Source organism: Agriterribacter sp. (assembly GCF_035445465.1).
Classification (GTDB): Bacteria; Bacteroidota; Bacteroidia; order Chitinophagales; family Chitinophagaceae; genus Agriterribacter.
This window is the reverse complement of sequence record NZ_DAOMQT010000004.1, coordinates 184,626-206,941: the sequence shown is the minus strand read 5'-3', so window position 1 is coordinate 206,941 and position 22,316 is coordinate 184,626. Positions and strand designations below refer to the sequence as shown.

At 45.0% G+C, this 22,316-nt stretch carries 18 protein-coding genes; 10 read left to right on the top strand and 8 right to left on the bottom strand.

The features are described 5' to 3' along the window. Window positions 1–812: methylenetetrahydrofolate reductase (locus PLE34_RS04035; RefSeq protein WP_324554479.1), on the top strand; the 812-nt coding region annotated here is incomplete at its 5' end. A 272-nt stretch (window positions 813–1,084) separates the two neighbouring features. On the opposite strand, the gene PLE34_RS04030 is transcribed toward PLE34_RS04035, so the two are convergent. Then, a complete protein-coding gene (locus tag PLE34_RS04030; RefSeq protein WP_324554477.1) occupies window positions 1,085–1,648 on the bottom strand; it encodes an AAA family ATPase in 564 nt (187 codons plus the stop codon). Between the two features lie 160 nt (window positions 1,649–1,808). Here PLE34_RS04030 and PLE34_RS04025 point away from each other — a divergent pair, with 160 nt between their 5' ends. Continuing rightward, window positions 1,809–2,939, top strand: coding sequence for a saccharopine dehydrogenase family protein (locus tag PLE34_RS04025; protein ID WP_324554475.1), 1,131 nt, complete (start codon window positions 1,809–1,811; stop codon window positions 2,937–2,939). 55 nt (window positions 2,940–2,994) lie between these two features. Here PLE34_RS04025 and PLE34_RS04020 read toward each other — a convergent pair whose 3' ends face one another. Beyond that, window positions 2,995–3,591 carry a NifU family protein gene (locus PLE34_RS04020; protein ID WP_324554474.1) on the bottom strand — a complete coding sequence of 199 codons (597 nt, stop codon included), beginning with the start codon at window positions 3,589–3,591 and terminating at the stop codon, window positions 2,995–2,997. A gap of 167 nt (window positions 3,592–3,758) precedes the next feature. On the opposite strand from PLE34_RS04020, the gene PLE34_RS04015 reads away from it, so the two are divergent. The 4 genes from PLE34_RS04015 to PLE34_RS04000 all read left to right on the top strand — a co-directional run bounded on the left by PLE34_RS04015 (window position 3,759) and on the right by PLE34_RS04000 (window position 6,756). Next, window positions 3,759–4,280 carry a ferritin gene (locus tag PLE34_RS04015; RefSeq protein WP_324554472.1) on the top strand — a complete coding sequence of 174 codons (522 nt, stop codon included), beginning with the start codon at window positions 3,759–3,761 and terminating at the stop codon, window positions 4,278–4,280. 211 nt (window positions 4,281–4,491) lie between these two features. Then, the gene (gene corA, locus PLE34_RS04010) at window positions 4,492–5,589 is read left to right on the top strand and encodes a magnesium/cobalt transporter CorA (RefSeq protein ID WP_324554470.1); all 1,098 of its coding nucleotides are present in this window, start codon (window positions 4,492–4,494) and stop codon (window positions 5,587–5,589) included. Window positions 5,590–5,662: 73 nt separating this feature from the next. Then, window positions 5,663–6,052, top strand: coding sequence for a DUF1398 domain-containing protein (locus PLE34_RS04005; RefSeq protein WP_324554468.1), 390 nt, complete (start codon window positions 5,663–5,665; stop codon window positions 6,050–6,052). A 194-nt stretch (window positions 6,053–6,246) separates the two neighbouring features. Beyond that, on the top strand, window positions 6,247–6,756 hold the full coding sequence (locus PLE34_RS04000; RefSeq protein ID WP_324554466.1) for a DUF4251 domain-containing protein: 510 nt from the start codon (window positions 6,247–6,249) through the stop codon (window positions 6,754–6,756). 49 nt (window positions 6,757–6,805) lie between these two features. On the opposite strand, the gene PLE34_RS03995 is transcribed toward PLE34_RS04000, so the two are convergent. The 3 genes from PLE34_RS03995 to PLE34_RS03985 form a co-directional block, all read right to left on the bottom strand. Continuing rightward, the gene (locus tag PLE34_RS03995; protein ID WP_324554464.1) at window positions 6,806–9,349 is read right to left on the bottom strand and encodes a phosphocholine-specific phospholipase C; all 2,544 of its coding nucleotides are present in this window, start codon (window positions 9,347–9,349) and stop codon (window positions 6,806–6,808) included. Between the two features lie 359 nt (window positions 9,350–9,708). Continuing rightward, window positions 9,709–10,101, bottom strand: a complete 393-nt coding sequence (locus tag PLE34_RS03990; protein WP_324554462.1) for a GxxExxY protein — start codon at window positions 10,099–10,101, stop codon at window positions 9,709–9,711. 142 nt (window positions 10,102–10,243) lie between these two features. Next, window positions 10,244–11,155: a hypothetical protein gene (locus PLE34_RS03985; RefSeq protein WP_324554459.1), complete on the bottom strand. Its 912-nt coding sequence runs from the start codon at window positions 11,153–11,155 to the stop codon at window positions 10,244–10,246. A gap of 178 nt (window positions 11,156–11,333) precedes the next feature. Between PLE34_RS03985 and PLE34_RS03980 the strand changes: the two genes are divergently transcribed. Further along, window positions 11,334–12,851 (top strand): DUF4832 domain-containing protein, encoded by a 1,518-nt coding sequence (locus PLE34_RS03980; RefSeq protein ID WP_324554457.1) that lies wholly within the window; start codon window positions 11,334–11,336, stop codon window positions 12,849–12,851. A gap of 7 nt (window positions 12,852–12,858) precedes the next feature. Here PLE34_RS03980 and PLE34_RS03975 read toward each other — a convergent pair whose 3' ends face one another. From PLE34_RS03975 to PLE34_RS03965, 3 genes are all read right to left on the bottom strand, one after another. Continuing rightward, window positions 12,859–14,283 carry a PepSY-associated TM helix domain-containing protein gene (locus PLE34_RS03975; RefSeq protein WP_324554455.1) on the bottom strand — a complete coding sequence of 475 codons (1,425 nt, stop codon included), beginning with the start codon at window positions 14,281–14,283 and terminating at the stop codon, window positions 12,859–12,861. A gap of 137 nt (window positions 14,284–14,420) precedes the next feature. Further along, a complete protein-coding gene (locus PLE34_RS03970) occupies window positions 14,421–15,974 on the bottom strand; it encodes a SusD/RagB family nutrient-binding outer membrane lipoprotein (protein WP_324554454.1) in 1,554 nt (517 codons plus the stop codon). 39 nt (window positions 15,975–16,013) lie between these two features. Then, a complete protein-coding gene (locus PLE34_RS03965) occupies window positions 16,014–19,049 on the bottom strand; it encodes a SusC/RagA family TonB-linked outer membrane protein (RefSeq protein WP_324554452.1) in 3,036 nt (1,011 codons plus the stop codon). Window positions 19,050–19,297: 248 nt separating this feature from the next. Between PLE34_RS03965 and PLE34_RS03960 the strand changes: the two genes are divergently transcribed. The 3 genes from PLE34_RS03960 (at window position 19,298) to dinD (ending at window position 22,268) form a co-directional block, all read left to right on the top strand. Further along, on the top strand, window positions 19,298–20,359 hold the full coding sequence (locus tag PLE34_RS03960) for a helix-turn-helix transcriptional regulator (protein ID WP_324554450.1): 1,062 nt from the start codon (window positions 19,298–19,300) through the stop codon (window positions 20,357–20,359). Window positions 20,360–20,430: 71 nt separating this feature from the next. Beyond that, window positions 20,431–21,267 (top strand): formyltetrahydrofolate deformylase, encoded by an 837-nt coding sequence (gene purU, locus PLE34_RS03955; protein ID WP_324554448.1) that lies wholly within the window; start codon window positions 20,431–20,433, stop codon window positions 21,265–21,267. A gap of 155 nt (window positions 21,268–21,422) precedes the next feature. Continuing rightward, window positions 21,423–22,268: a DNA damage-inducible protein D gene (gene dinD / locus PLE34_RS03950; RefSeq protein ID WP_324554446.1), complete on the top strand. Its 846-nt coding sequence runs from the start codon at window positions 21,423–21,425 to the stop codon at window positions 22,266–22,268. The last annotated feature ends 48 nt before the right edge of the window (window positions 22,269–22,316 follow it).

Below are 22,316 nucleotides of genomic sequence, written 5' to 3'. Positions count from 1 at the left end.
TAACCTATCACCGGGCAGAGCATATCTTTAAGAAAAAGGCCGACAGCAGCTTTGAGAAGGTGGAGATCAGGAAGCGGCCGGGAACCGTAGGCATTTGCGCCGCCATTATGAATCACTATAAGGTAGACGCGGTTCCGCATCTTATTTGCGGAGGCTTTACCGTTCGCGAAACGGAAGACGCGTTGATTGACCTTTATTTTCTGGGGATAGATAATGTGCTGGTATTGCGCGGGGATGCGGCAAAAAATGAAACCTTTTTTGAGCCGGAGCCCGAAGGGCACAAATACGCCATTGATCTGCTGAAGCAAACGGTAAACCTTAACAACGGCATTTACTTAGAAGAAAGCATTCGCAATGGTTTCCGAACCGATTTTTGCATTGGCGTGGCGGGTTACCCCGAAAAACATTTTGAATCGCCCAATACTTCTACCGACATGCTCTACCTTAAAGCCAAGGTAGATGCAGGCGCCGAGTATATTGTAACCCAAATGTTTTTTGATAACCAGAAATATTTCGATTTCGTTAAAAACTGCCGGGAGAACGGCATTGATGTCCCCATCATTCCCGGGCTAAAGCCCATTTCATCTATTAAGCAACTGAATGTGCTGCCCCGTACTTTTCATGTGGATATACCCACCGAGCTGAGTACGGAAATACTGAAATGCAAAACAGATGCCGATGTGGAGCTGGTAGGAACGGAGTGGCTGAAACAACAATCTATTGAACTCAAAAAAGCCGGGGTGCCCGTACTGCATTATTATACCTTAGGCAGGCCAAAGATCATTGAAAACGTGGTAAGAGCGATTTTGTAAACGAAGCCGGGAACACAATGAACCACGGAGGCAAGTGACACAGAGGGAATGGATGATTTGCATTTTATCCCGAAGCCTTAAATCCGAAACCCAAAGAGAAGAACCAAATCACAAAAAACAAACCTGCCTGCGGCAGGCAAGCTTGTCCGCCGGAGCGGATAAAATTAAAACATCAAATCCAAAGGAGGCCGTTAGCGGTCAGTATCCCCTGAAACTTGTAACCTGCAACCTGTACCCACCCTGCAACTTGTACCCTGCACCTCGCATCAATCTCAAACTTCAAATAGCTTTCCCACTGCCTTTTTTGCTTTTTCAAACCGCCCGGTATAATCCCCGCTAATATCGGCCCACGGCGTGTGCTGATTGATCATAATATCTTTATACATCCGGTACAACCTTTCCCTCGTTTCCAGGTCGGGATATTCCCGGAGTTCATCTTTCGTCCAGGGCAGGTCGGTATTGCATAGCAGGTAAAGATCATAACGGCGGGTAACGATCTGATCAATGATCCATTGATGACATTGATTAAAAACAAATTCACACCACACTTTCATCACGTACATATCCGTATCAATAAAAAGGAGCGGGCTGCCTTCTCCCGGGCTGTATCTGTACTTTTCAGCTACACCGGCTGCTGTTTTGTCTTCCAGCGCTATTTGTCCTTTTGCAATCTCCAGCAGGTTATCATACGTATAATCCATTCCATGCTTCAGCAGGTATTCCCTGGCATATTCCCTACACCATATTGTTTTATAATGACCGGCTAACTGTTCGCATAAAGTACTTTTACCTGTTGACTCCGGGCCAATAACTACAATTTTCTTTAGTTGCTGCATAGCTGGGTTTTAGATGGCGCTTCTATCTGCCACGGAAAGTATGCACAGAATATGAAAGCACAAAGCCTGGTGGAAGATTATTACTACAACGCTTCATTAATGAGAGATTTGATCTCATGTAAAAGTGAAACAATATCTTTATTCTTTAAAATAATCATCAATGAAAATTGCTGTTCTGGGCGCCGGTATGGTTGGACGCGCCATTGCTGAAGATCTGTCCACCTCTTTCGAAGTAACTTCTTTTGATAAAAATTCCGGATCGCTTGCTTTGCTGGCACAAAGAGCACCTTCCGTAAAAACGGAGCAGGCCAACCTTTCGGAACTGGCAAGCTACAACGCGTTGCTGAAACCTTTTGAGCTGGTGGTAACCGCTGTTCCGGGCTTTATGGGATTCGGCGTATTGAAACAGGTGATAGCAGCGGGGAAAAATGTGGTGGATATTTCTTTTTCACCGGAAAATACTCTTCAGCTGGATGCACTGGCTAAAGAAAACAGCGTTACGGCTATAGTAGACTGTGGTGTTGCGCCGGGCATGAGCAACCTGGTGCTGGGCCGCTATAATGAAGAAATGAAAGTAGATAATTTTGAATGCTATGTAGGCGGATTGCCTAAGATCAGGAAAAAGCCTTTTGAATATAAAGCGCCTTTTTCGCCGGTTGATGTTATTGAAGAATATACCCGCCCGGCACGGCTTGTAGAAAACGGGCAAATGGTTACCAAAGCTGCATTAACCGAAATAGAGCTGATGGACTTTGAAGGCGTGGGAACCTTAGAAGCTTTTAATACGGATGGACTGCGCTCCATTATAGATACGATGAAGCATATTCCCAACATGAAAGAAAAAACGCTCCGGTATCCGGGCCATTGCGAACTGATTATAGCATTGCAGCGAAGTGGTTTTTTTGACAAAAAGCGCATTGCCGGTAAGGGAATTGATATTTCACCGCTCGAATATACTTCCGCCATTTTATTTAAGGAATGGAAGCTGCAACCGGGTGAAGAAGAGTTTACGGTAATGAAGATCATTGTACAGGGAGAGCAGGAAGGCAAAAGAAAAACCGTTGAATATGCGCTGCTCGATCATTATGATGTGCAAAGCCAAACTACTTCTATGGCGCGTTCTACCGGCTATACATGCACAGCGGCCGTTCATCTTATTGCCAAAAAATTATTTGCGGCAACCGGAGTTTTCCCGCCCGAAAAAGTTGGCAGCAACAAAGCGTGCTTCAACCATATTATTCAATATCTCAAAGAGAGAAAGGTGAACTGGGAAAAAAGGGAATACGCATAAAAAAAGAGACATGCAACCGCATATCTCCTTTATATTTCTTATCAAACCAATTACCTTATTCGGCTTCGGCTACCACTTCCTTCACTTCGGGCACCATTCTTTTCATCATGCCTTCAATACCTGCTTTAAGCGTGATCATGGAAGAAGGACAGCCTGAGCAGGAACCCTGGAGCATCAGGTTCACCACGCCATCGTCGTAGCTCCTGAATTGTATAGCGCCGCCATCCATTTCAACGGCCGGCTTTACATAATTATCAAGGATCTCTTTAATTCTTTTCACTACATCATCATCATCGGCCGCAACGCTGTTGGAAGCTTCGGGCTTTAATGCCGCAACTTCATCTTCATTGATGATGGCTTTGCCTTCTTCGAGATACTCTTTTAAAAAACTGCGTATGGAAGGGATCACGTCCTGCCATTCTGTTTCAGCCGTTTTTGTAAGTGTTACAAAATTGCTGGCAATAAATACCGACTTTATAAAAGGGAAACCAAAAAATTCCTGCGCCAGAGCTGAAGGCTTTGCTGTTTCTATATCCGGGAAATCAATGCTTTTTCCGGGATAGAGCAGCTTATTAGCCACAAACTTCATGGTTTCGGGGTTGGGCGTCATTTCCGTATAAATGCTTATAACGGGGTTACCTGTCCTGATCATACACGCAAAATTTAGGAGGCAAAGATAAAAAAAATTATGCTTCGCCAGCCGGTTTTCTGTTGTTGACTGCCGATTAGGCAATCATTTAACGATTCCGTACATTCGGGAAAAGAATAATTCCTTTATCTCTAAATCCTTCTCTTTTTATCACCGATAAACTAAATAGTATGATTTCTCCCAAAATCGAAAAATCGTTGAACCAGCAGGTTCAGTTAGAAGCCGAATCTTCGCAAATATACTTAGCTATGGCCAGTTGGGCCGAAGTAGAAGGCTATAACGGCATTTCCGATTTTTTATTCAAGCATTCCGATGAAGAGCGGATCCATATGCTAAAGCTGTTAAAGTTTATTAATGAACGGGGAGGGCATGGCATTATCCCGGCACTTCCGCAGCCGGCGCAAAAATACAAAGGTATCCGCCCCCTGTTTGAACAGGTTTTGAATCATGAAATTCATGTAAGCACTGAGATCAATAAGCTGGTAGACATCTGCCTCAAAGAAAAAGACTACACCACGCATAATTTCCTGCAATGGTATGTAAGCGAGCAGATAGAAGAAGAAGCGCTTGCCAGAAGAGTAATTGATAAGCTGAAGCTCATTGGTGACGACAAAGGCGGTTTGTATTTACTTGACCGGGATATTGTTACTATTGAAAGCACGCTTAAAATAGAAAAAGGAGGCAGGGGCTAAAATTATTAATAACTATCCGGCATTGGGATTTATACGCCACGAATGCACGAATTATTAATCGGGCTTTCGGTAAAACTATACTAATTCGTGCATTCGTGGCATAAAACGCTATAAGGCTTCTATTATTCCCCAAAGGGGACAGTTATTCTAAAACTTCCTATATCATTTTTAACGTCGGGCTACCGGTATACCGCTCATTAAACAACACCTGATGGTAAAAAACAAATATTTACGTTATTTGCCGCTGGCCTCACTGTTTGGTACGCAGCGCACGAGAGAACTGTTTCATTATAATCCTACCATACTTCCCGTTAGGGAAGAGGCGGAAGATGTAAAGTTATTCGTGTATGATTACAACGCGGATCATTATGAAGAACGTACCCTGGAAAATGTAGCAGACTGTGTTGCTTTCAAAAACAATGATCGTATTACCTGGATCAATATTGACGGGTTACGGAAGCAGGATGTAGAAACCATTTGCAATACGTTTGGCATTCATGCCCTGCTTACAGAAGACATCCTGAGCATAGGGCAACGCCCCAAGATGGATGATGTGGAAGGTATTTTGTTCTGCCTGCTTAACATGCTCTATTTTAATGAAACAACCAGAACCGTGGAAACGGAGCAGATCAGTATTGCCCTCGGTAAAGATTTCGTTATTTCCTTCCAGGAAGACGGCTCCCGTGATGTATTTGACCCTATGCGGCACAAATTAAAAATGGCGAACAGCAAGATCAGGCAAAGAACAGCGGATTATCTCTGCTATTCTATGCTCGACATGATCGTGGATAATTACTTTATTGTGATGGAAAGGTTGGGCGAACAAATTGAACTGCTGGAAGAAGAGGTGATACGCCGCAGCAATACCCGGTCGCTGGCGCATATCAATCATTTGCGTAAGGAATTAATCGTGCTTAAACGTAATATCGCTCCCGTGCGGGAGCTGATCAACGGTTTTATACGGAGCGAAAGTGATTTGCTGGATGATCGTACGACCAAATATTTTAAAGATGTTTACGATCATATTGTGCAGGCATACGATTTTACGGAGAACTACCGCGATATGATGATGAGCATGCAGGATATTTACATTAACAACGTAAACCTGCGTATGAATGAAGTAATGAAAGTAATGGCCATAGTAACCTGCCTGATGGCGCCGGCAACGGTTATCGGTGGCATTTTTGGTATGAACTTCGAAGCGATTCCCCTGCTGCATAATAAATGGGGCTTTTATATTTCGGTAGGCGCCATGCTGTTTATTCCGCTGATCATGCTATATCTTTTCAGGAAAAGAGGATGGTATTGAGCTTATTCACTTATACCAAAAACTCATTTGCGCTATAATTCAACCAACCGCTTAACCATAAAATTCCGGGACCGTGTTTACAGCAGAGCAAATTAAAGCAGCACACGAAAAGGTGAAATCAGGAGCAGATTTTCCAAAATACATTCAGGAAATCAAACAACTGGGCGTAACCGCTTTTGAAACATGGGTGAAGGACAGTCATACTGAATATTTCGGGGACAATGATTTTCACACTTCCTCAACAGCCATGTATGCAAACCTGGCTGTTGCCGGTACCAGTAACAAAGCAAAATTTGAACATTACCTCAAGATCCATCAGCAGGGAGCAACTGATTACTTTACGTTTTGCCATCATTGCGCGGAAACAGGTATCGAAAAATGGTTCGTCAGTCTCGGCAAAATGACCTGCACGTATTACAACAAAGCAGGAAACGAAGTTCTGGTGGAAAAAATTCCGCAGTAGCGGAAGGCCAGGTAAAAATTATTTTTTCATATCTTTTTAAAGGACTTCAACGACAAGCAGGATGTGAAGCCTGTTATTGTAACTCAAATATTGCGGGAACCCTATTTAAAAATAGTATACACTCCTTACCTGTTTTACCAGCTATCCTGTAACTTTAGCAAGGAAGATCCCCGCACTTTTTTAAACCTATGCATATGAAACAACAATTTAATTCACTGCTGCGCTGCTGCTTATTTACAGGCGTGCTGTTTGTTTTTATACATGCCGGCTGTTCTCCTGCTAAACATGCTGCCACCGGTGCAGCTTCTGATGAAGCCATCGCAGCGGCCGTTGCTGCAGATAACTGGGTCTTCAGCGCTAACCAGGCCCTGCCACAGCGCGGACGCTCACGAAATCTGACAGGTGGCTATGAGGTGGCATGCCGAAAGGATACCCTCCTGTTTTACCTTCCTTACTTTGGCCGGGCCTATTCAGCAACCATTGGTGAAACCACAAGCCCTTTGAATTTTAAAACCACAGACTTTAGTTTCAGCAAAACGAACAATGATAAAGGCAGATGGAATATTACCGTTGTTCCTAAAGATTACCGGGAAGTACAGTCCTGCGATTTTACTTTGTATGAAAACGGCACCGCACAGCTAAATGTGCAAATGACAAACAGGTCATCCATTAGCTTTAGCGGTTTTGTACGACCGGGAAAATAAACGGTCGCATATTTCCCGTAGATGCAGGAATTAGTATCCTTCATGATGTTTACCCTGTTACTCTACCCATGAAAGGGTCGGTGAAGCTTTCGTTACCCGTTTCAACCCTTCCGGTATAGCGTTTTTCAAAATCATCAAAACCGGCCGCCTTAATACTGAAATCGTACCAGCCATAGCTGCTTTTAAGATTAAGTACAATGTTTTCAGCGGTGGCCAGGGTGAGCGTCTTTTTTATCGTTTTCTTTCCGTAAGCATTATCCCTGATCTCAATATGCAAAGGCTTTAAAGGATCAGCATTGGTTATGCCAAGCATGATATTGCCTGTAGGCTTTTTATTCCTTCCTCCCGTTTCGTAAAGGCAATTCACTTCCAGCAGGGGGTCTTCGTCATTTCCCATGCACTCGCGGTAAAAGCCGTTAGGGCCATACAAGCGCAGATGATAATGCTTATGCTCAAAAGCTGCTACCGGCCAGCTATAGCTCAGGGTATCGCCGGCCGAAACTGCAAAAGACCAGTTTCTTGCAGCTTCAGCAACGCCTTTCTCATCGGTAAATATACCCGGGGCATATACTGTAAATGGTGATCCCGCAGCTCCTGTTCCAAAAAATTCATTGCCCGCTTTCAATTGAAACGCTACCTCCTTGTTACCGGCGTTCATTTTACTATCCGCATACAGCTCATAAGGCAAAGCGCTCGATGGGCGAATGCCCGCTTCCTGTTCGGGTAATAAAGCAGCGCCAACAGGATCCTGTATCACAGCATCAATCTCTTTCGCCGAAAACTGCTGGTATCCCGATGGTTCTTCCTTGAATTTCGCGTTATAAATAGTTGCTACAAAGGTATCGCGTTTAAGAAAAGGAACTTTATCTACTTTGTTGCCGTTAAATGGACTGAAGGCTTCCGTAAGATCACCGCAAATGGTGCGTCGCCACCGGCTGATATTATCAAGCCTGATGCTTTTGTTAAACTTTTTGTTTACAAATGTTTCCAGGAACTGAAGGGTAGACGTATGATCATACACTGCTGAACAAACCTTGCCGCCACGGCTCCAGGGAGAAGCGATGATCATGGGTACGCGAAAGCCGAGCCCTATGGGCGCTTCGCGGGCCTGTTTGGCTGCTACGCCCAGCTTACGCTCGCTTTCCATACGAACGTGCTCTATCTCCGTATCAATGCCGGCAGAACATTTACCGGTTTCCGGTTTGTTATTATCCGGCACAGAGAACGGTGGTACATGATCGAAGTAGCCGTCATTTTCATCGTAGGTTAAAATAAAAATGGTTTTCTTCCACACTTCAGGATTTTTAGTGAGGATATCTAATATTTCAGATACATACCATGCCCCATACCACGGCGCGCTGGGGTGATCGGAAAAATTCTGCGGGCTGGCCAGCCACGATACCGTTGGCAGCTTCCCTTCATTTACATCTTTCCTGAACTGGTGCAGCACATCTCCTGCAGGCACGGTAAGTTCACGTTCGTCGTTTCCTTCTTTATATTGCAGGGTAGTAATATTATGATAAGAAGGATCGCCACTGTTTACTACAAACGCGTTGCGGTACAATGCTTTTTCTTTCTCAGGTAATTTTTCAAACGTTTCCTTATTCCATTTGTTCAGTTCCTGCTTTGCATTATCTAATACTTCCTGCTTTTTTGCAACCTCCGTTTGTATTTTTTTAGCGGCTTCATCCGTTGACGGGCTTTCTTCCTGCAGCTTATTGATTTCACCGGGCAATTCATCTGCCAGCTTCTGCAGGTTTTGTATATAGCGCGGAGAAAATTTCACATTAAAGGCCGCGAAAAACTCTAACAGGTTACATCCGAAGTTAGCCAGCCATGATCTTTCTTCTCCTTTAAACCCGCCGCCACAGCTTATTTCGTTCTGGTAAAACTTCCAGGCAATATCATTTTCTTCCAACAGCTCAGGAAAAGCTTTCCAGGGCATTTTAGCATAGCTGTAATTTTCGTTGCGCATATTGGCCTGCATAACACCATCCTGTTCATGACTGACCTTACCCGTCCAGAAAAAAGAACGGTTAGGCGTTGTGCTCGTCATGGCAGATGAGAAATGCTGGTCGCAAACCGTAAACGCGTCGGCCATACCATAGTTAAATGGCAGATCGGTTCTGTTATAATAGCCAAGCGTTAGCGGCATACCGGAATATTTTTTATTCCCCGACCGTTTAGCGGTTAGCCATTTATCATATTTACCTCCATTGTACGCATCCACCTGGCTGGGGCGCGAATGCGGCAGGTCGCCCATCCAGGTTACTTTGGTATCTTTAATATCCAGCCGGAAGGGCGCATAGGTTTCTCCTTTTTCATTGGTTTGCAGCCAAACCGGTTTTTTATCGGGCAAGGCTATCGCTCTCGGGTCATTAAATCCCCTAACGCCCTGCAGGCTGCCGAAGCAATGATCGAAAGACCTGTTTTCCTGCATAAGGATAACAATATGTTCTGCGTCAAGATAGGTGCTGCCTGCGGGCGGATCAATAGCGAATGCCCGCTGTACCGAGGCTGGAAGTAAACTGGAAAAACCGGCGGCGCCGGATAATAAAACGGATTTCTTAATAAAATCTCTGCGCGAATCCATGGTATCTTTTTGGGTGGTAAAACAATTGTTGAGTTATTGTCGGAGGTGACTTTTTTCCGTTAGACTGAAAAGGTGGATTGCATTGGCTATAGCAATGAAGTTAAGAATTTTGTTTGAAATCTAGTATCCTTCGTTGTTTGCCACGAAGGCACGAGGACACGAAGGTTCACAAAACATCCTGGTGCGCCTTAGTGACTTAGTGGCTTAGTGGCATTCGTTTATTACCTGCCACGAAGGCACGAGGACACAAAGATTCACAAAACAATTTGGTGCTGCTTGGTGCGCTTAGTGTCTTAGTGGCATGCCTTTATTACTTGTCCCGAAAACACAAGGTTAATTTTAACGTAGCCGTAGTTTAATTATACTCTATACCTTTTTATACCGTTTTTAATCATTGGAACAGTAAAATTTATAAGGTATCCAAGTCTGAGTCGGGTCATTTTTAAATGACTTATTATTTGCGCCTGCCAAACAGGATTTACAGTTTCTATCGCTTTTAATTCTGCTATGACTAAATCGTCCACCAGCAAATCTAATCTCAGTCCTTCATTGAAAACCATTCCATCATAAACAATAGGTATATATACCTGGCGCTGCACATGAAAGCCGTTTTTAGTAAGTTCATGAACCATGCATATTTCATAAACCTTCTCAAGTAAACCGGGGCCCAGCGCTGTGTGGATTTTGAAAGCAGCATTTACGATAGCTTTTCCGATTGTTTCTTCTTCTTTGGTCAGTGGTAAATATTCCATAAGTTTTATGTTTTTATGAGGTTTTTATTGGTGGCTTTGCTTTGTTACTTGCCACAAAGTCACGAAGACACAAAGATTCACAAAACAACCTGGTGCGACTTAGTGCTTTAGTGGCTTAGTGGCACTACGCGTCTCCATCACTTTATCTTCTTTCGCGCCCTATGATCAGGCTTAGCTTACACTGCACGGTAAAATAGGAATCGTTCCTGCTGTTGTTGCCTCTTATGGCATTGGGTATTGTTGTAGCGGAAGGATCAATTTCTTTTTGCCTGTCGTGCAATTGCAGGGCATATGCTGCCTGGTAAGGAGAAAGATATTTTTGAAATAAATCAGGATCAATATACCTCGTGCTCACATCATCCAAATAATCCGTTCGGGTAATGCGATGCAATATTTCGATCCGGAGATTCAGTAAGGCTGAGCATTCGAATTGTATACCGGCTCCCACTGGAAAATTCAGTTGGGTGAGTTTGTATACCTTTCTTTCCGGGTATTCTTCAAAGCCCTGTCCCTCTGTATGGATTGTATTCAGTGAAACCCATTCGCCGTTCAGACAGGCCCGCGGATCAAAAATAAACAAGCCTGTACCTCCAACTAAATAGGGCGATACATTCGCTTTATTTTTTGCAGGGAATAACATCAGCGGGTGCAATTCGGCAAGCAGCAGCAGCTCAGTAATACGGCTTTTAAAATGAAGGTTACGGCGGTAGCGATTGCGCGCTTCGGAAGGATCATTTTTTAGAATGCTGTCGTACGCCATAATGTTACCCATGTTAAATTCCAGCCGTGCGCCAAGGGCATACCTATAGGTAAAGCTCACAAAAATTCCGCCGCTCATTCGGGTGTTTTGCCAGTTGAGGTCTTTCAGGAATTTTTTACCATTACCGGGTCTGCCGCCTATATCTGTGAGGCAGTTGATAGCGCCAAGCGACAGTCCTCCTTCAAAAAGAAAATCGCTTTCGTAATAACGGTTATTGTAAAAATAATCCTGTGCAAAGGAGGGATTGCTCAATAAGCAGCACAGGAACAGCAGGTAAACTGTGTGCACTTTCATGGTTAGCATTTTAGGTGTTAGCTGTAAATAATGAAACGGCGGGAACGGGTAGTTTAAGATAATAAATTATTTATCAATCCGCAAAGGGTTTTTAAAAAACATTCGGTGGCAATTCCATAATATCAAGAGTAAAATGTACGGGAAGCCGTATTTTTAATAGCATTAATTAAGCGTCTCCATGAGAAGTTTCCTGTCTATCCTGCTTTGTGTTTATTTTATTATTAGCTTTCAATGGCTGTATGCACAGCCTGTAACGATCAGCTATACCGAAAACAGTAATGATTTTCCCAACCCCGAAAGAGGCTTTTATATTCCTTCACAAACACACGCGGGCAACTTTGTTCCGCTGAATGGGGAGCGGCTCATTTCCTACAGGAAAGCGGAGCAAAAGCATGGCAGCGCCAGTTACGCAGTTTATTCAACGCTGCTGTTCCGCTATTACATATTGGATAAGTTTGTTGACCGGCCCCTGGATGAGGATTTTCTGAAGGCTTTGGAAAATGATTTGGCTATTGTAAGAAAAGCCGGCTTGAAAATGATCCTCCGTTTTTCCTATATCAATAAAGTACATTCGGATGGCTGCGCCGATAAGGAAGGTATTTGCCCGCCTTATGGCGATGCACCCAAAGCCATTGTATTACAACACCTCTCACAGCTAAAACCATTGCTGCAAAGGAATGCGGATATCATTGCTGTGGTGCAACAGGGCTTTATTGGCATATGGGGAGAAAATTATTATACCGACTATTTTGGCGATGCGTCGGAAAACGGCGCCGGCAGGATATTAGACAGCAACTGGCACGACAGGAATGATATACTCAAAGCCCTGCTGAATGCACTGCCCAAAAACAGGATGGTACAGGTGCGTACACCACAAATGAAACAGAAGTTTGTATACGGACCTTCAGCGTCTACCGATTCAAAACCCCTGAGCCGTGAAAAAGCATATAGCGAAACGGATGAAGCAAGAATAGGTTTTCACAACGATTGCTTTTTAGCAAGCGCCGATGATTATGGCACGTACTACGATTATGGCAGCTCATCCACTCCCAAAAAACCTGCAAATGAGATCATGCGAGAATATTTTGAAGCCGACAGCCGCTACGGGCCGGTAGGTGGCGAAACCTGTGATGATGCTTTTAGTCCGCAGAACGACTGCGCTCCTGCCGGGCATGCGGAGCAGGAAATGGCGGCTATGCATTACAGTTATCTTAATACGGGTTACAACAATAAAGTAAACAACGACTGGGATTCGATGGGTTGCATGGGCAGCATTAAAAAAAGGCTCGGCTACCGTTTTGTTTTGAAGGATGCACTGTTTCCCGCTGCCGCCAAAGCGGGCGAACCATTTGCTTTTTCCGTTAGTCTCGTTAACCGGGGGTATGCTGCTCCTTTTAATCCCCGCAGGGTTGAACTGGTATTACGCAATATGGAAACCGGGAAAATTTTTATCCTTCCATGTAAGGCAGATATACGATTCTGGTTTCCGGGCGATATTGCATGGAAAGAGATCATACAGCTCCCTGTTAAAATTCCCGCCGGGCGGTATGCCCTATTGCTGAACCTTCCTGATGCTTATCCCACGCTTTCCAAAAGACCCGAATACAGCATGCAACTGGCCAACCAAAGCATGTGGGAGCCGCATACAGGATTCAACAGCCTGCGCCATACGATTACTATAACCGGCAGCAGGTGAGCTGTTATTACGCATTCCTTAATATACCTGAATTAAATGCTGGTTCTTTTGCAGGCTGAACGGCCAGTGGTTTCCTTTTTCTTTTTTTCTTCAGCTTGTTAAGCCAGATGAGGGTACCTGTTACGGGCAGGGTAGTGGCAACCAAACAGGCAATGAAATAGAGCAGCTTGCTAAACCCGCCATATACATTGCCTACATGCAGCGCTTTTATGGAACCTGCAATTCGCTCATTAAAAGGTTTGTCCCTGAAAATATCTACTTTAACGGCAGCCGCTGTGTATTGATCCAGGGTTAGCCTGTCGCCTGCTGCCGGTGCAAAAAAGCCCACTCTTGTTTTACTAACGGATACCGGGGCTTTTGCATCCGCCGGCAGGTTTACCATATAGTTTCCTTTATAGGGCAACAGCTTGCTGGCTGCTGCTACATACGCCGTAATGCTTAATGGTTCCTGTTCATCTTCAACAGGCGACGCGCTTGTGCCGGCTGATACTTTGGATGACTGGCTTTTTTCTGCTTCACCCTTCTTTTCTCCACTACCCCGGTTAGCCGCGGCTGTTCCCCGGGTTTTATTTTCGCTTTCTTCTTTCCTTTCTGTACCGGCTTCCCTGCTTTGTGACTTTCCGCCAGATTCACCTGCTTTACCTTCCGCTCCCTGTGGCTTTGGTTTGTATGTTCCCAGTGTTTTTTGCAAGCCATCCCTGTACCATTCAAATGACCACTGCGGGCCGGTAAGCCCCATCACCAATAAAAAAATGAGCGAATAAAAGGCGAGTGTATTGTGCAGGTCGTGGTTAATGCGTTTCCAGTTGCCGGTAAGCTTTATTTTTAATCCCTGCCGCCATGTTCTCACTTTTTGCGGGAACCATATGATCAAACCGGTTATACAGCCTACTGTAAAAATGATGGTAGTCCACCCGGATATTTTGCTTCCCAGTTCCCTGTTGGTCATGCTGCTCAAAATCGGCTGCTCCACTTTATCGAGCAGCAGCCAGCGGTGCAGACTGAACATGGTGCTCATGAATTCCTTGGTGCCGTTTTTTTCAAGCGAATTTCCCACGATCTCTCCTGAATAGGGATCAACCATATAAGTAGTGCCGAAACGCGATTTATCATCTTTCGTTCTTACATTAAACTGGTATGTTCTCCCGGGGTCGGCAGGTATGTTTACCGCAGTTACTTTACCTCCCGACACCTGCTGCACTTTTCCTACCAGTTGCTCGGGTGCAATGCGTTCCGCACCCGCTACCTGTTTTACTTCATATAAATGGGGTGCGGCCATTTCCGTTAGTTCGGTATTATACACGTATGCGGTGCCGCTGAAACAAATCACAATTACGATCAGCCCACTGCCAAGCCCCAGCCAGAGGTGAATATCATTGAATAATTTGCGTACTTTTTGCCAGGTTGTTTTCTTTTTCTTCGGCAGTGCCATGGGCGTTATTGTTGTTTGATATAAAGGATAAATTCCCAAAAGCGGAAAATAAAGATTTGCTTTCCCGGAAATTTACAAAAAGCGGAAATTCTTCATTTGAAATCGTTAAAATCCGGGTTTTTGTGTGTTCTTATCGTTTATTTATCCCAAAAAACGGAAGCGGTGAACGGATCTATATTACCCTGCTTTGCCACTTCTTCCCCGTTACCGGTAAGTTCAGACTTGCGGTAAGTAAGCCTTAGCGGACGGTAAGCCGGATCAGCACTGGGGCTTCGTAACGATTGCGGTATAGCCGGTATACCCAGCCTGCGATAATCATTCCATGCTTCAAAACCGTTAATGGTGTTCAGCGAAAGCCATTTCTGTTCTATGATCCTTTCTATTTTATCGGCTGCCTGGTCAAGATCTACTTCGTTCTGTATAATATAGTCAGCGTATCCGGCCACGGCCTCCATGTATTTCAAAGATTCCTGCACTCCAAGGTTGTAAAAATCCTTTGTATTGCCGCTTATCCAGCCCCTTTCCGCGGCTTCCGCCTGTAAAAAAAGGCTTTCAAAAGAACCTAACAATACAGACGACTGGGTAGAACGCTTAAACAATGCACCAGGCTGTCCGCCATTTTCCTGGGGGCCAAGAAAGGGTGAAGTATTTGCCATCGAAAATGCCCCATCTTCCGTACCTAAAGGCACGCCTGTATATTCGCCGGTTGCCTGCGCCCTGGCATATAATTTTTCCAGGCGGGGGTCATTCAACCGCTTATATTCGCTAACCAAAAATGCTGTTGGGCGAATGGTATTATAAGCGGGGGTTAAAGCGCCAACAGCAGTACGGTAATAGGTTTCCCAAAGCGGGTTTTGTAACCCGGCGGTACCATCTGTATAACCGGGATTTACCTGTGCACTTTCTCCCACGCTCAAAAAGCCGCTTCCTTCTGCCGCTATTTTAGCAAGCTCGGCATCAATATAGTTAGCATTACCTGTTTGACTTTGGCGAAGCAGGGCTCTTAATTTAACCGTATTCGCAAATTTTATCCAGCGGGCCATGTCGCCTTTAAACAGGATGTCGTCTGCGGCAGGATGCTTTGAAAGGGGAGTGGCATTTTTAATATCCGCTATACCGTTAGTGATCAGGTTAACAGATTTTTCATACACCGTTTGTCCGTCTTCAAAAGCCGGGGTGGCATTATCTGTTCCCTGCAATGCTTCCTCAAAAGGTACATTGTTGTATAAATCTACCAAACGCATAAAATGCCAGCCCTGCATAATTTTAGCCACCCCGGCATACGCCAGGTGGCCTTCCTGGCTTGCTTTGGTTTCTATATTCCTGTAATTGGTGAGTATCTTATAAATATCTTCCCAAAAATTCCTTCCATCACGGTCGGATGCCATCGCTTCTACGGCGTAGGTTTCTTCCAGCAAGAACAAAGAAGCTGCAGACGGGCCATCGGTAGCCTTAGCCCAGTAACCGCCCCAAACCGAACCCAGTTGATTCAGTGATCCGCTTACACCGGGAGAGTTGGAGATCCCTATGATCTCAATATTTACGGAACTCACCAGCACATTGGGCAGTATCTGTTCTACCGGCACATCAGACGGCGCGTTGGGGTTTTCATTTACATCCAGGAATTTGGAACAGGAAGCCAGTGCGGCTGTTACAATAACCGCAGTGATATATGTTATAAACTTTTTCATTTCTTCTTCTTTTAAATATTTTAAGTGACCGTCATTCTGCTAAAAGCCAACATTTAAGCTAAAACCAATCATACGCGTGGGAGGAAGATGTCTCCAGCTCAGGTATCCTTCGCTGCTGCCGCCTGCATATACAAATTCGGGATCGTTGTAAATGTTATCGGTATGCCATATAGAAAACAGGTTACGGCCAATTAAAGCAACGCCCGCCTGTTTAATGATACCCTGGCGTGCCAGCAAGCCTGCGGGAAGCTTATATCCTATCTGCAGCTCGCGCAGCTTAAAAAAGTTAGCGCTCACAGCATAGGTGGATTGAACCGGGGAAACATAAGAGGTAAAGTATGCCCTGTCTCCCGCTACTGCTGTGGTATTAGCCACATATTTACCGGCTTCGGTTTCCACCACGGAGCCGGGAATAACAAAAGGCTCGCGATTATAGGCTGTGGTAAGCGGGCTGGTGCCATCCTGTATCATACGGTTGGCTGCCTCGCTGTACATTACCGCGCCTAACCGGTAGTCGAACTGCATTCCGATATGAAACCCTTTAAAATCAAAGCTGGTATGTAAACCCATCTGCCAGGGTGGCGTTCCGGTTCCTGCATTGTACAGTTCGGTGGTGCTTACGGGTAAGCCCGTAGCGCCATTTACGATGATATTACCGTTAGGATCACGCCTGTAATCGTAAAACATGAAAGTGTTATATGGCTGTCCCAGCACCACATAGTTCTGCCGGAAGGTATGCAGCGCATCGAGCTCCCCGTATATTTTTGTTACCTTATTATCCATGTAGTATAAGGTTACACCTACGTTCCATTTCATAGCGCGGTTACGGATCACATCCCCGTTAATGCCTGCTTCATAAATATTATTGCTTACTTCAAACGCGTTCACCAACGCTGTTGCATAGCCCGTTGAGCCCGGAATATCTGTTTGTATGATTCCATCCGTAGACAGGGAATACGCATAAGTTAAATCTACATTCAGACGGTTATTGAAAAAGCCCAGTTGGGTACCCGCTTCGTAAGAAGTAACGAATTCAGGTTTCATGTTGAAGTTGGGATAGTTGGTACCCAGTGAAAAGCCCGGCAGGGTTCCAAAAGGAAAGCCGTTGGTTTGACTGTAAGTATTGTTAAGCGCATAGGGCGATATGCCGTTTACATTTCCCGTTCTGTTGTAAGACGCGAATAGCTTACCAAATGAAAGGATGCTGTTGTTTCTCAGCGCATGGATAGCATCGCTGAAAACAAAGGTAGCGCCAACGCCGGGGTAGAAATAAGACCGGTTATCGGGGCTGAGCACCGATACCCACTCCTGTCTTCCGGTAAGGGTTACATATAAATAGTTATTGTAACCGGCAGTAAATTCGCCATATACAGCGGTTTGCCGGTATTGCGTGGTGGAAGCGCTTCCCCCCAGTTGGCCGGTACGGTTGCCGGGATTGAACAGGCCCGGAACCACCAGTGCCGATGCGCTTACCAGCGAAGACTTCGTATCATCGGCCCTAAGGTTATTACCTACCAGCAGGCGGGTGGAAAACTTACCGAAATCTTTATTAAAATTCAGTATGAGGTCGCTGTTGATCCTGCGAAAATCATCTGCACCGTCACTTACGCTTCCCGGAATATGGGTGCGCCCGGGCGTGGTGTAGGTGAATTTACCCGTTGTAGATCCCGTTTGTGCGTTGCGGTTATATACCCCCACCCGGTAAATGGCATTGAACCACGATGCGAATGCATAGTTCAGCTCAATATTGGCATTAAGGGTTTGCTGGTTGGTTAGGGTTCGCTGGTTGGCTGCATTAAAATAGGGGTTGGGCTGGTTGGTGCTGTACCAGTAATTGGGATTGGCGTAAGGTGTATTTTCCCAATCGCGTACTGCATCATAGGAAAGATGCGCCGGATGCCTGTATACAGTTGACCAGGGTTCGCTGGGCGTTACATCATTTCGGTTATACACATAATTTAAATTAAATAATGCGGTGAGCTTGCCAAATTTCCTGGAAGCATTGAAACGGGCGCCTGTTCTCGAGTTTTTATCTCCTTCAATGATACCTTTGGCTGATACGTTTTGAGCCGAAAGGAAAAAAGTTGAAATGTCGTCGCCACCCGAAAGCGAGACGTCTGTTTGCGTGGTAATTCCGGTATTGAAAAACGCTTTCCGGCTGTCTTTATCCGCAGTATAAGGCAATTCCCACTGGCTGCCATCGGGCAGCACGGCTCCCACCGGTTTCATGCTGCCATCGTATGCCGGACCCCAGGAGCGGTATTCTGTTGGATTGTACACGCCGTTAACGCCATTACCATATATGGTTTGCTGCTCAGGCAACTGTGTAACAGATTCAAACAAAGTGGTATTGGATACCGCAATTTTCTGGCGGCCCGCACGTCCTTTTTTGGTTGTTATCATCAGTACACCATTAACGCCTTCCGAGCCGTAAACAGCCGCGGCATTGGCCCCTTTAAGCACATTAATGCTTTCAATATCATTGGGGTTAATCCGGTTGATGTCGGGAATGGGTACGCCATCCACAACGTACAGGGGTGAATTGTCGCCGCTGTGTGAACGGATGCCGCGCAGGTTAACCTGCACATCCGGATCAACCTTGCTGTCGAACATGTTAATGCGCAGTCCGGCTACTTTTCCGGCTAATCCCAGTATAGGATTAACAGGTTTTCCCTGTGTAAGCTCCGCGTTATTCACTTCCTGGCTGGAGGTTGCCAGCTCGCGTGCTGCACGCTTAATGCCCAGCACACCGGTAACTACCACTTCAGAAAGCTGCCTGGTAACAGATTCAAGGGAAATATATATATCGCCCGTATTGTGATCCACCGGCACTTCCGTTACCGAATAAGATATATGCGATATGCTTAATATTTGCCCGCTCCGCACATTAATGGCAAATTTTCCTTCTGCATCCGTTAATACGGAAAGGGCACTTCCTTTAACAACAATACTGGCTTCCTGCACGGGCTGCCCGGAAGCGCCATCGGTTATTATTCCTTTTATAGTACGCTGCTGCGCCTGCAGCACATGAATGGTGAGTAATAAAATAATCAAAAAAACGGGTCTCTTAAACATTGCTGGTCAAATTTTTAACTATACTGTAAATATTAATTTGACCACAAAGTTCTTTTGAAGCAATATCATATGCGGGAAAACAAATAACGCATCAGGGAGAAAAATACTTTCAAATCCGCTCCCAGCAAAGATTTTACGGAATTCGTAAACGGGTTTTACTTTATTGTGACAAATTTGTAACCGTGTACCATTATACTTGCGCAAAGCAGGTATAGTATTCTACTGTTTTATCGTATTTTCTGAATCTCATGAGCATCATGTCATCTCCTCCGCCCCCGGTTCCCATGTGCAGGTTTCACCAGCCTGTAAGTATCGCGTATTCCGACCTTTTCACATTAAAGGACGGCGCTATTATAGAACGGAGAGATCCTTTTCAAATAAATCCTGATGTAGACTATTGCACCGAAATCCTGATCCCGGGTATCCTCCATTTTGCACACTATAAAAGCATTTTACCACAAAAGGAAGAAATACTGCTCAGGAACAGCGGCGCATACCTGAGCATGGTTTTTTCCCTTAAAAACAGGAGCACTTATGCCTGCAGGAATAATGGCGTATTTGCTGCACTCTCCCATAACCAGCACACCCTTGTTTTTATACCCGGTGAGGACGCCATCATTCGCTGGGAGCCGGAAAAATATGGTGAAGTATTTGTTATCAACCTGACACCTGATTATTTTCAAAGATTCTTACCCGAAACACACCCTTTTTTCCCTATCCTGCAGGCGGCGGTTAAAAATAATAAGCCGGTGGCCGCAGGTGCGGAAAACCTTGTTATTACACCCCGGATGTTATCCCTGCTGTATGCCGTATTGCAGTGCGAACATAAAGGTCATTACAAGCGGTTGTTCATCAAGTCGAAGGTAATGGAGCTGCTGATGCTGCAACTGGAGCAGTATGAACAGGAGCCTGCAGCCGATATACCGGAAGAGCTGGGTGAGGCGAATATAAAAAAAATGCACCTGGCGCGGGAGATCATCGCTTCCAATCTTGCCCGGCCCTGCTCCATTATTGACTTGGCGCAACAGGTAGGTACCAATGATTGCTATTTAAAAAAGAACTTTAAGCAGGTATTTGGTACTACCATTTACGGCTACCTGCAAAAAGAGCGGATGGAAAAATCGAAAGCGCTGATATTAGCAGGCAACAAAAAAATAGCCGAAGTGGCCAGGATAGCGGGGTACAAACACGCTTCTCATTTTACCACAGCGTTTAAAAAATATTTCGGGTATTCACCCAATAAGATCAGGCTGGGCATTCTTTCCCTGTTTTATGACTTTGTTTCTCTTTGTGAATTACCGCTTTTATAAAAAGGGGCGCCTGAAGTCATTTTTTCAAGAATGTTTTTAAGCTATACCTTAGCTCATTACCACCATATTAAATGAATACATCACGAACCATATTGGTGAATTGCACCGATGAGAAGGGGCTGATCTACAAGATCACCCGCGTATTATATGAAAACGGGTTGAATATTGTAAAGAATAAGGAGTTTGTAGATGAAGCGAACAACCGTTTCTTCATGCGCACTGAAGCGGAAGGAGAAGCCGATCAAAGGGTATTGCTGGAGGCATTAACAGCAGTGCTTCCACGCAACAGCCGGATAGAAGTTGTGCCCGACCGGAAGAAGAAACTGGTTATACTGGCTACTAAGGAAAATCATTGCCTCGGCGACCTGCTGATGCGCAATCATTTTAATGAATGGAACGCGGAGATAGGCGCAGTAATAAGCAATTATGACCTGTTAAAGGATTTTACCGAAAGGTTCAACCTGCCCTATCATCATATTGCCGCCGAAGCGCTTTCCCGGGAGGAACATGAACAATTGCTGATCAGTGCTATCAACAGCTATGCACCGGATTATATTGTATTGGCCCGGTATATGCGCATACTCACCCCTGCATTTGTACAACAATATGAAGGAAAGATCATCAACATCCACCACTCTTTTTTGCCGGCATTCATCGGTGCGCAGCCATACCGCCAGGCCTACGAGCGTGGGGTAAAGATCATTGGCGCCACCGCGCATTTTGTTAATGATCATTTAGATGAAGGCCCTATTATATGCCAGAACGTTATTCCCGTTGACCACTCGCAGAATGCAGCAGAAATGGCCAGGGCCGGCAAAGGCATAGAGAAAATGGTGCTGGCGCAGGCCTTAAAGCTTGTGCTGGAAGACAGGGTGATGCTGAGCGGAAATAAGACAGTGATCTTTTAATGAAGAACGGCTTAAAAGGAACCTGAAGCACCTGCCCGGTGAGCCTTTTGATGAGTAAAAGCAGTAAGTGCTGTGAGCGGGACGGTACCCGGCCGGTTTTTTGAACGCTGAACAATAGAGGCTTTACTTTCACATTAAACATAAAGCTAATCATTATGAAAAAAGAACAGATCGCAGCATTATTTCAACAGTTTGAACAAGCTGCTTACCATTATAAGGACATTGAATGCTGGAGCGCAAGGGAGCTCCAGGAAGTGTTAGGGTATACCAAATGGGATAATTTCCTCAAAGTAATTGAAAAAGCCAGGGCAGCCTGCGAAAGCAGCGGCGTGGCGGCTTCCGATCATTTTGCCGGCACCGGCAAAATGATCGAACTGGCAAAAGGTGCACAAAGAGAAATTGATGATATAGCCCTTACACGATATGCCTGTTATCTGGTAGCGCAAAACGGCGATTCTTCCAAGCCGTCAGTAGCATTTGCACAAACCTATTTTGCGGTACAAACGCGCAAACAGGAAATCATTGAGCAAAGGTTGCTGGAAGTTGATCGCGTTACGGCAAGAGAAAAACTCACAAAGAGTGAAAAGAAGTTATCCGGTATATTGTTTGAGCGTGGCGTGGACAGTGCAGGTTTTGCCATCATCAAATCCAAAGGCGACCAGGCGCTTTTTGGCGGTTTTACCACTGCTGATATGAAGCGAAGGCTGGGAGTGCCTGCTACTAAACCATTGGCTGATTTTTTACCAACCCTCACCATTAAAGCCAAAGACTTTGCCAATGAACTCACCACGCACAATGTAACAGAAAAAGATTTAAGGGGAGACCAGCAGATAGGCAAAGAGCATACAGACAATAACAAAGCCGTAAGGGATATTTTATTACAGCGTGGCGTAAAGCCAGAATCTTTACCGCCCGATGAAGATGTAAAAAAAGTAGAACGCCGCTTGGAAAGCGATGAAAAGAAAATAGCAAAAGCAATAAAGAAGGATAAGCAGCAATGAGCAAAGCAAAGAACAATATAATAAATAGTCATCCCGGGATTAACGGTG

Coding starts and splice junctions, on each gene's coding strand:
- purU (WP_324554448.1), top strand. CDS start 20,431: ATGAATACATCACGAACCATATTGGTGAATTGCACCGATGAGAAGGGG.
- PLE34_RS04015 (WP_324554472.1), top strand. CDS start 3,759: ATGATTTCTCCCAAAATCGAAAAATCGTTGAACCAGCAGGTTCAGTTA.
- dinD (WP_324554446.1), top strand. CDS start 21,423: ATGAAAAAAGAACAGATCGCAGCATTATTTCAACAGTTTGAACAAGCT.
- PLE34_RS04025 (WP_324554475.1), top strand. CDS start 1,809: ATGAAAATTGCTGTTCTGGGCGCCGGTATGGTTGGACGCGCCATTGCT.
- PLE34_RS03980 (WP_324554457.1), top strand. CDS start 11,334: ATGAGAAGTTTCCTGTCTATCCTGCTTTGTGTTTATTTTATTATTAGC.
- PLE34_RS04030 (WP_324554477.1), bottom strand. CDS start 1,648: ATGCAGCAACTAAAGAAAATTGTAGTTATTGGCCCGGAGTCAACAGGT.
- PLE34_RS03975 (WP_324554455.1), bottom strand. CDS start 14,283: ATGGCACTGCCGAAGAAAAAGAAAACAACCTGGCAAAAAGTACGCAAA.
- PLE34_RS03995 (WP_324554464.1), bottom strand. CDS start 9,349: ATGGATTCGCGCAGAGATTTTATTAAGAAATCCGTTTTATTATCCGGC.
- PLE34_RS04000 (WP_324554466.1), top strand. CDS start 6,247: ATGAAACAACAATTTAATTCACTGCTGCGCTGCTGCTTATTTACAGGC.
- PLE34_RS03985 (WP_324554459.1), bottom strand. CDS start 11,155: ATGAAAGTGCACACAGTTTACCTGCTGTTCCTGTGCTGCTTATTGAGC.
- PLE34_RS03970 (WP_324554454.1), bottom strand. CDS start 15,974: ATGAAAAAGTTTATAACATATATCACTGCGGTTATTGTAACAGCCGCA.
- PLE34_RS04020 (WP_324554474.1), bottom strand. CDS start 3,591: ATGATCAGGACAGGTAACCCCGTTATAAGCATTTATACGGAAATGACG.
- PLE34_RS03960 (WP_324554450.1), top strand. CDS start 19,298: ATGAGCATCATGTCATCTCCTCCGCCCCCGGTTCCCATGTGCAGGTTT.
- PLE34_RS03990 (WP_324554462.1), bottom strand. CDS start 10,101: ATGGAATATTTACCACTGACCAAAGAAGAAGAAACAATCGGAAAAGCT.
- corA (WP_324554470.1), top strand. CDS start 4,492: ATGGTAAAAAACAAATATTTACGTTATTTGCCGCTGGCCTCACTGTTT.
- PLE34_RS03965 (WP_324554452.1), bottom strand. CDS start 19,049: ATGTTTAAGAGACCCGTTTTTTTGATTATTTTATTACTCACCATTCAT.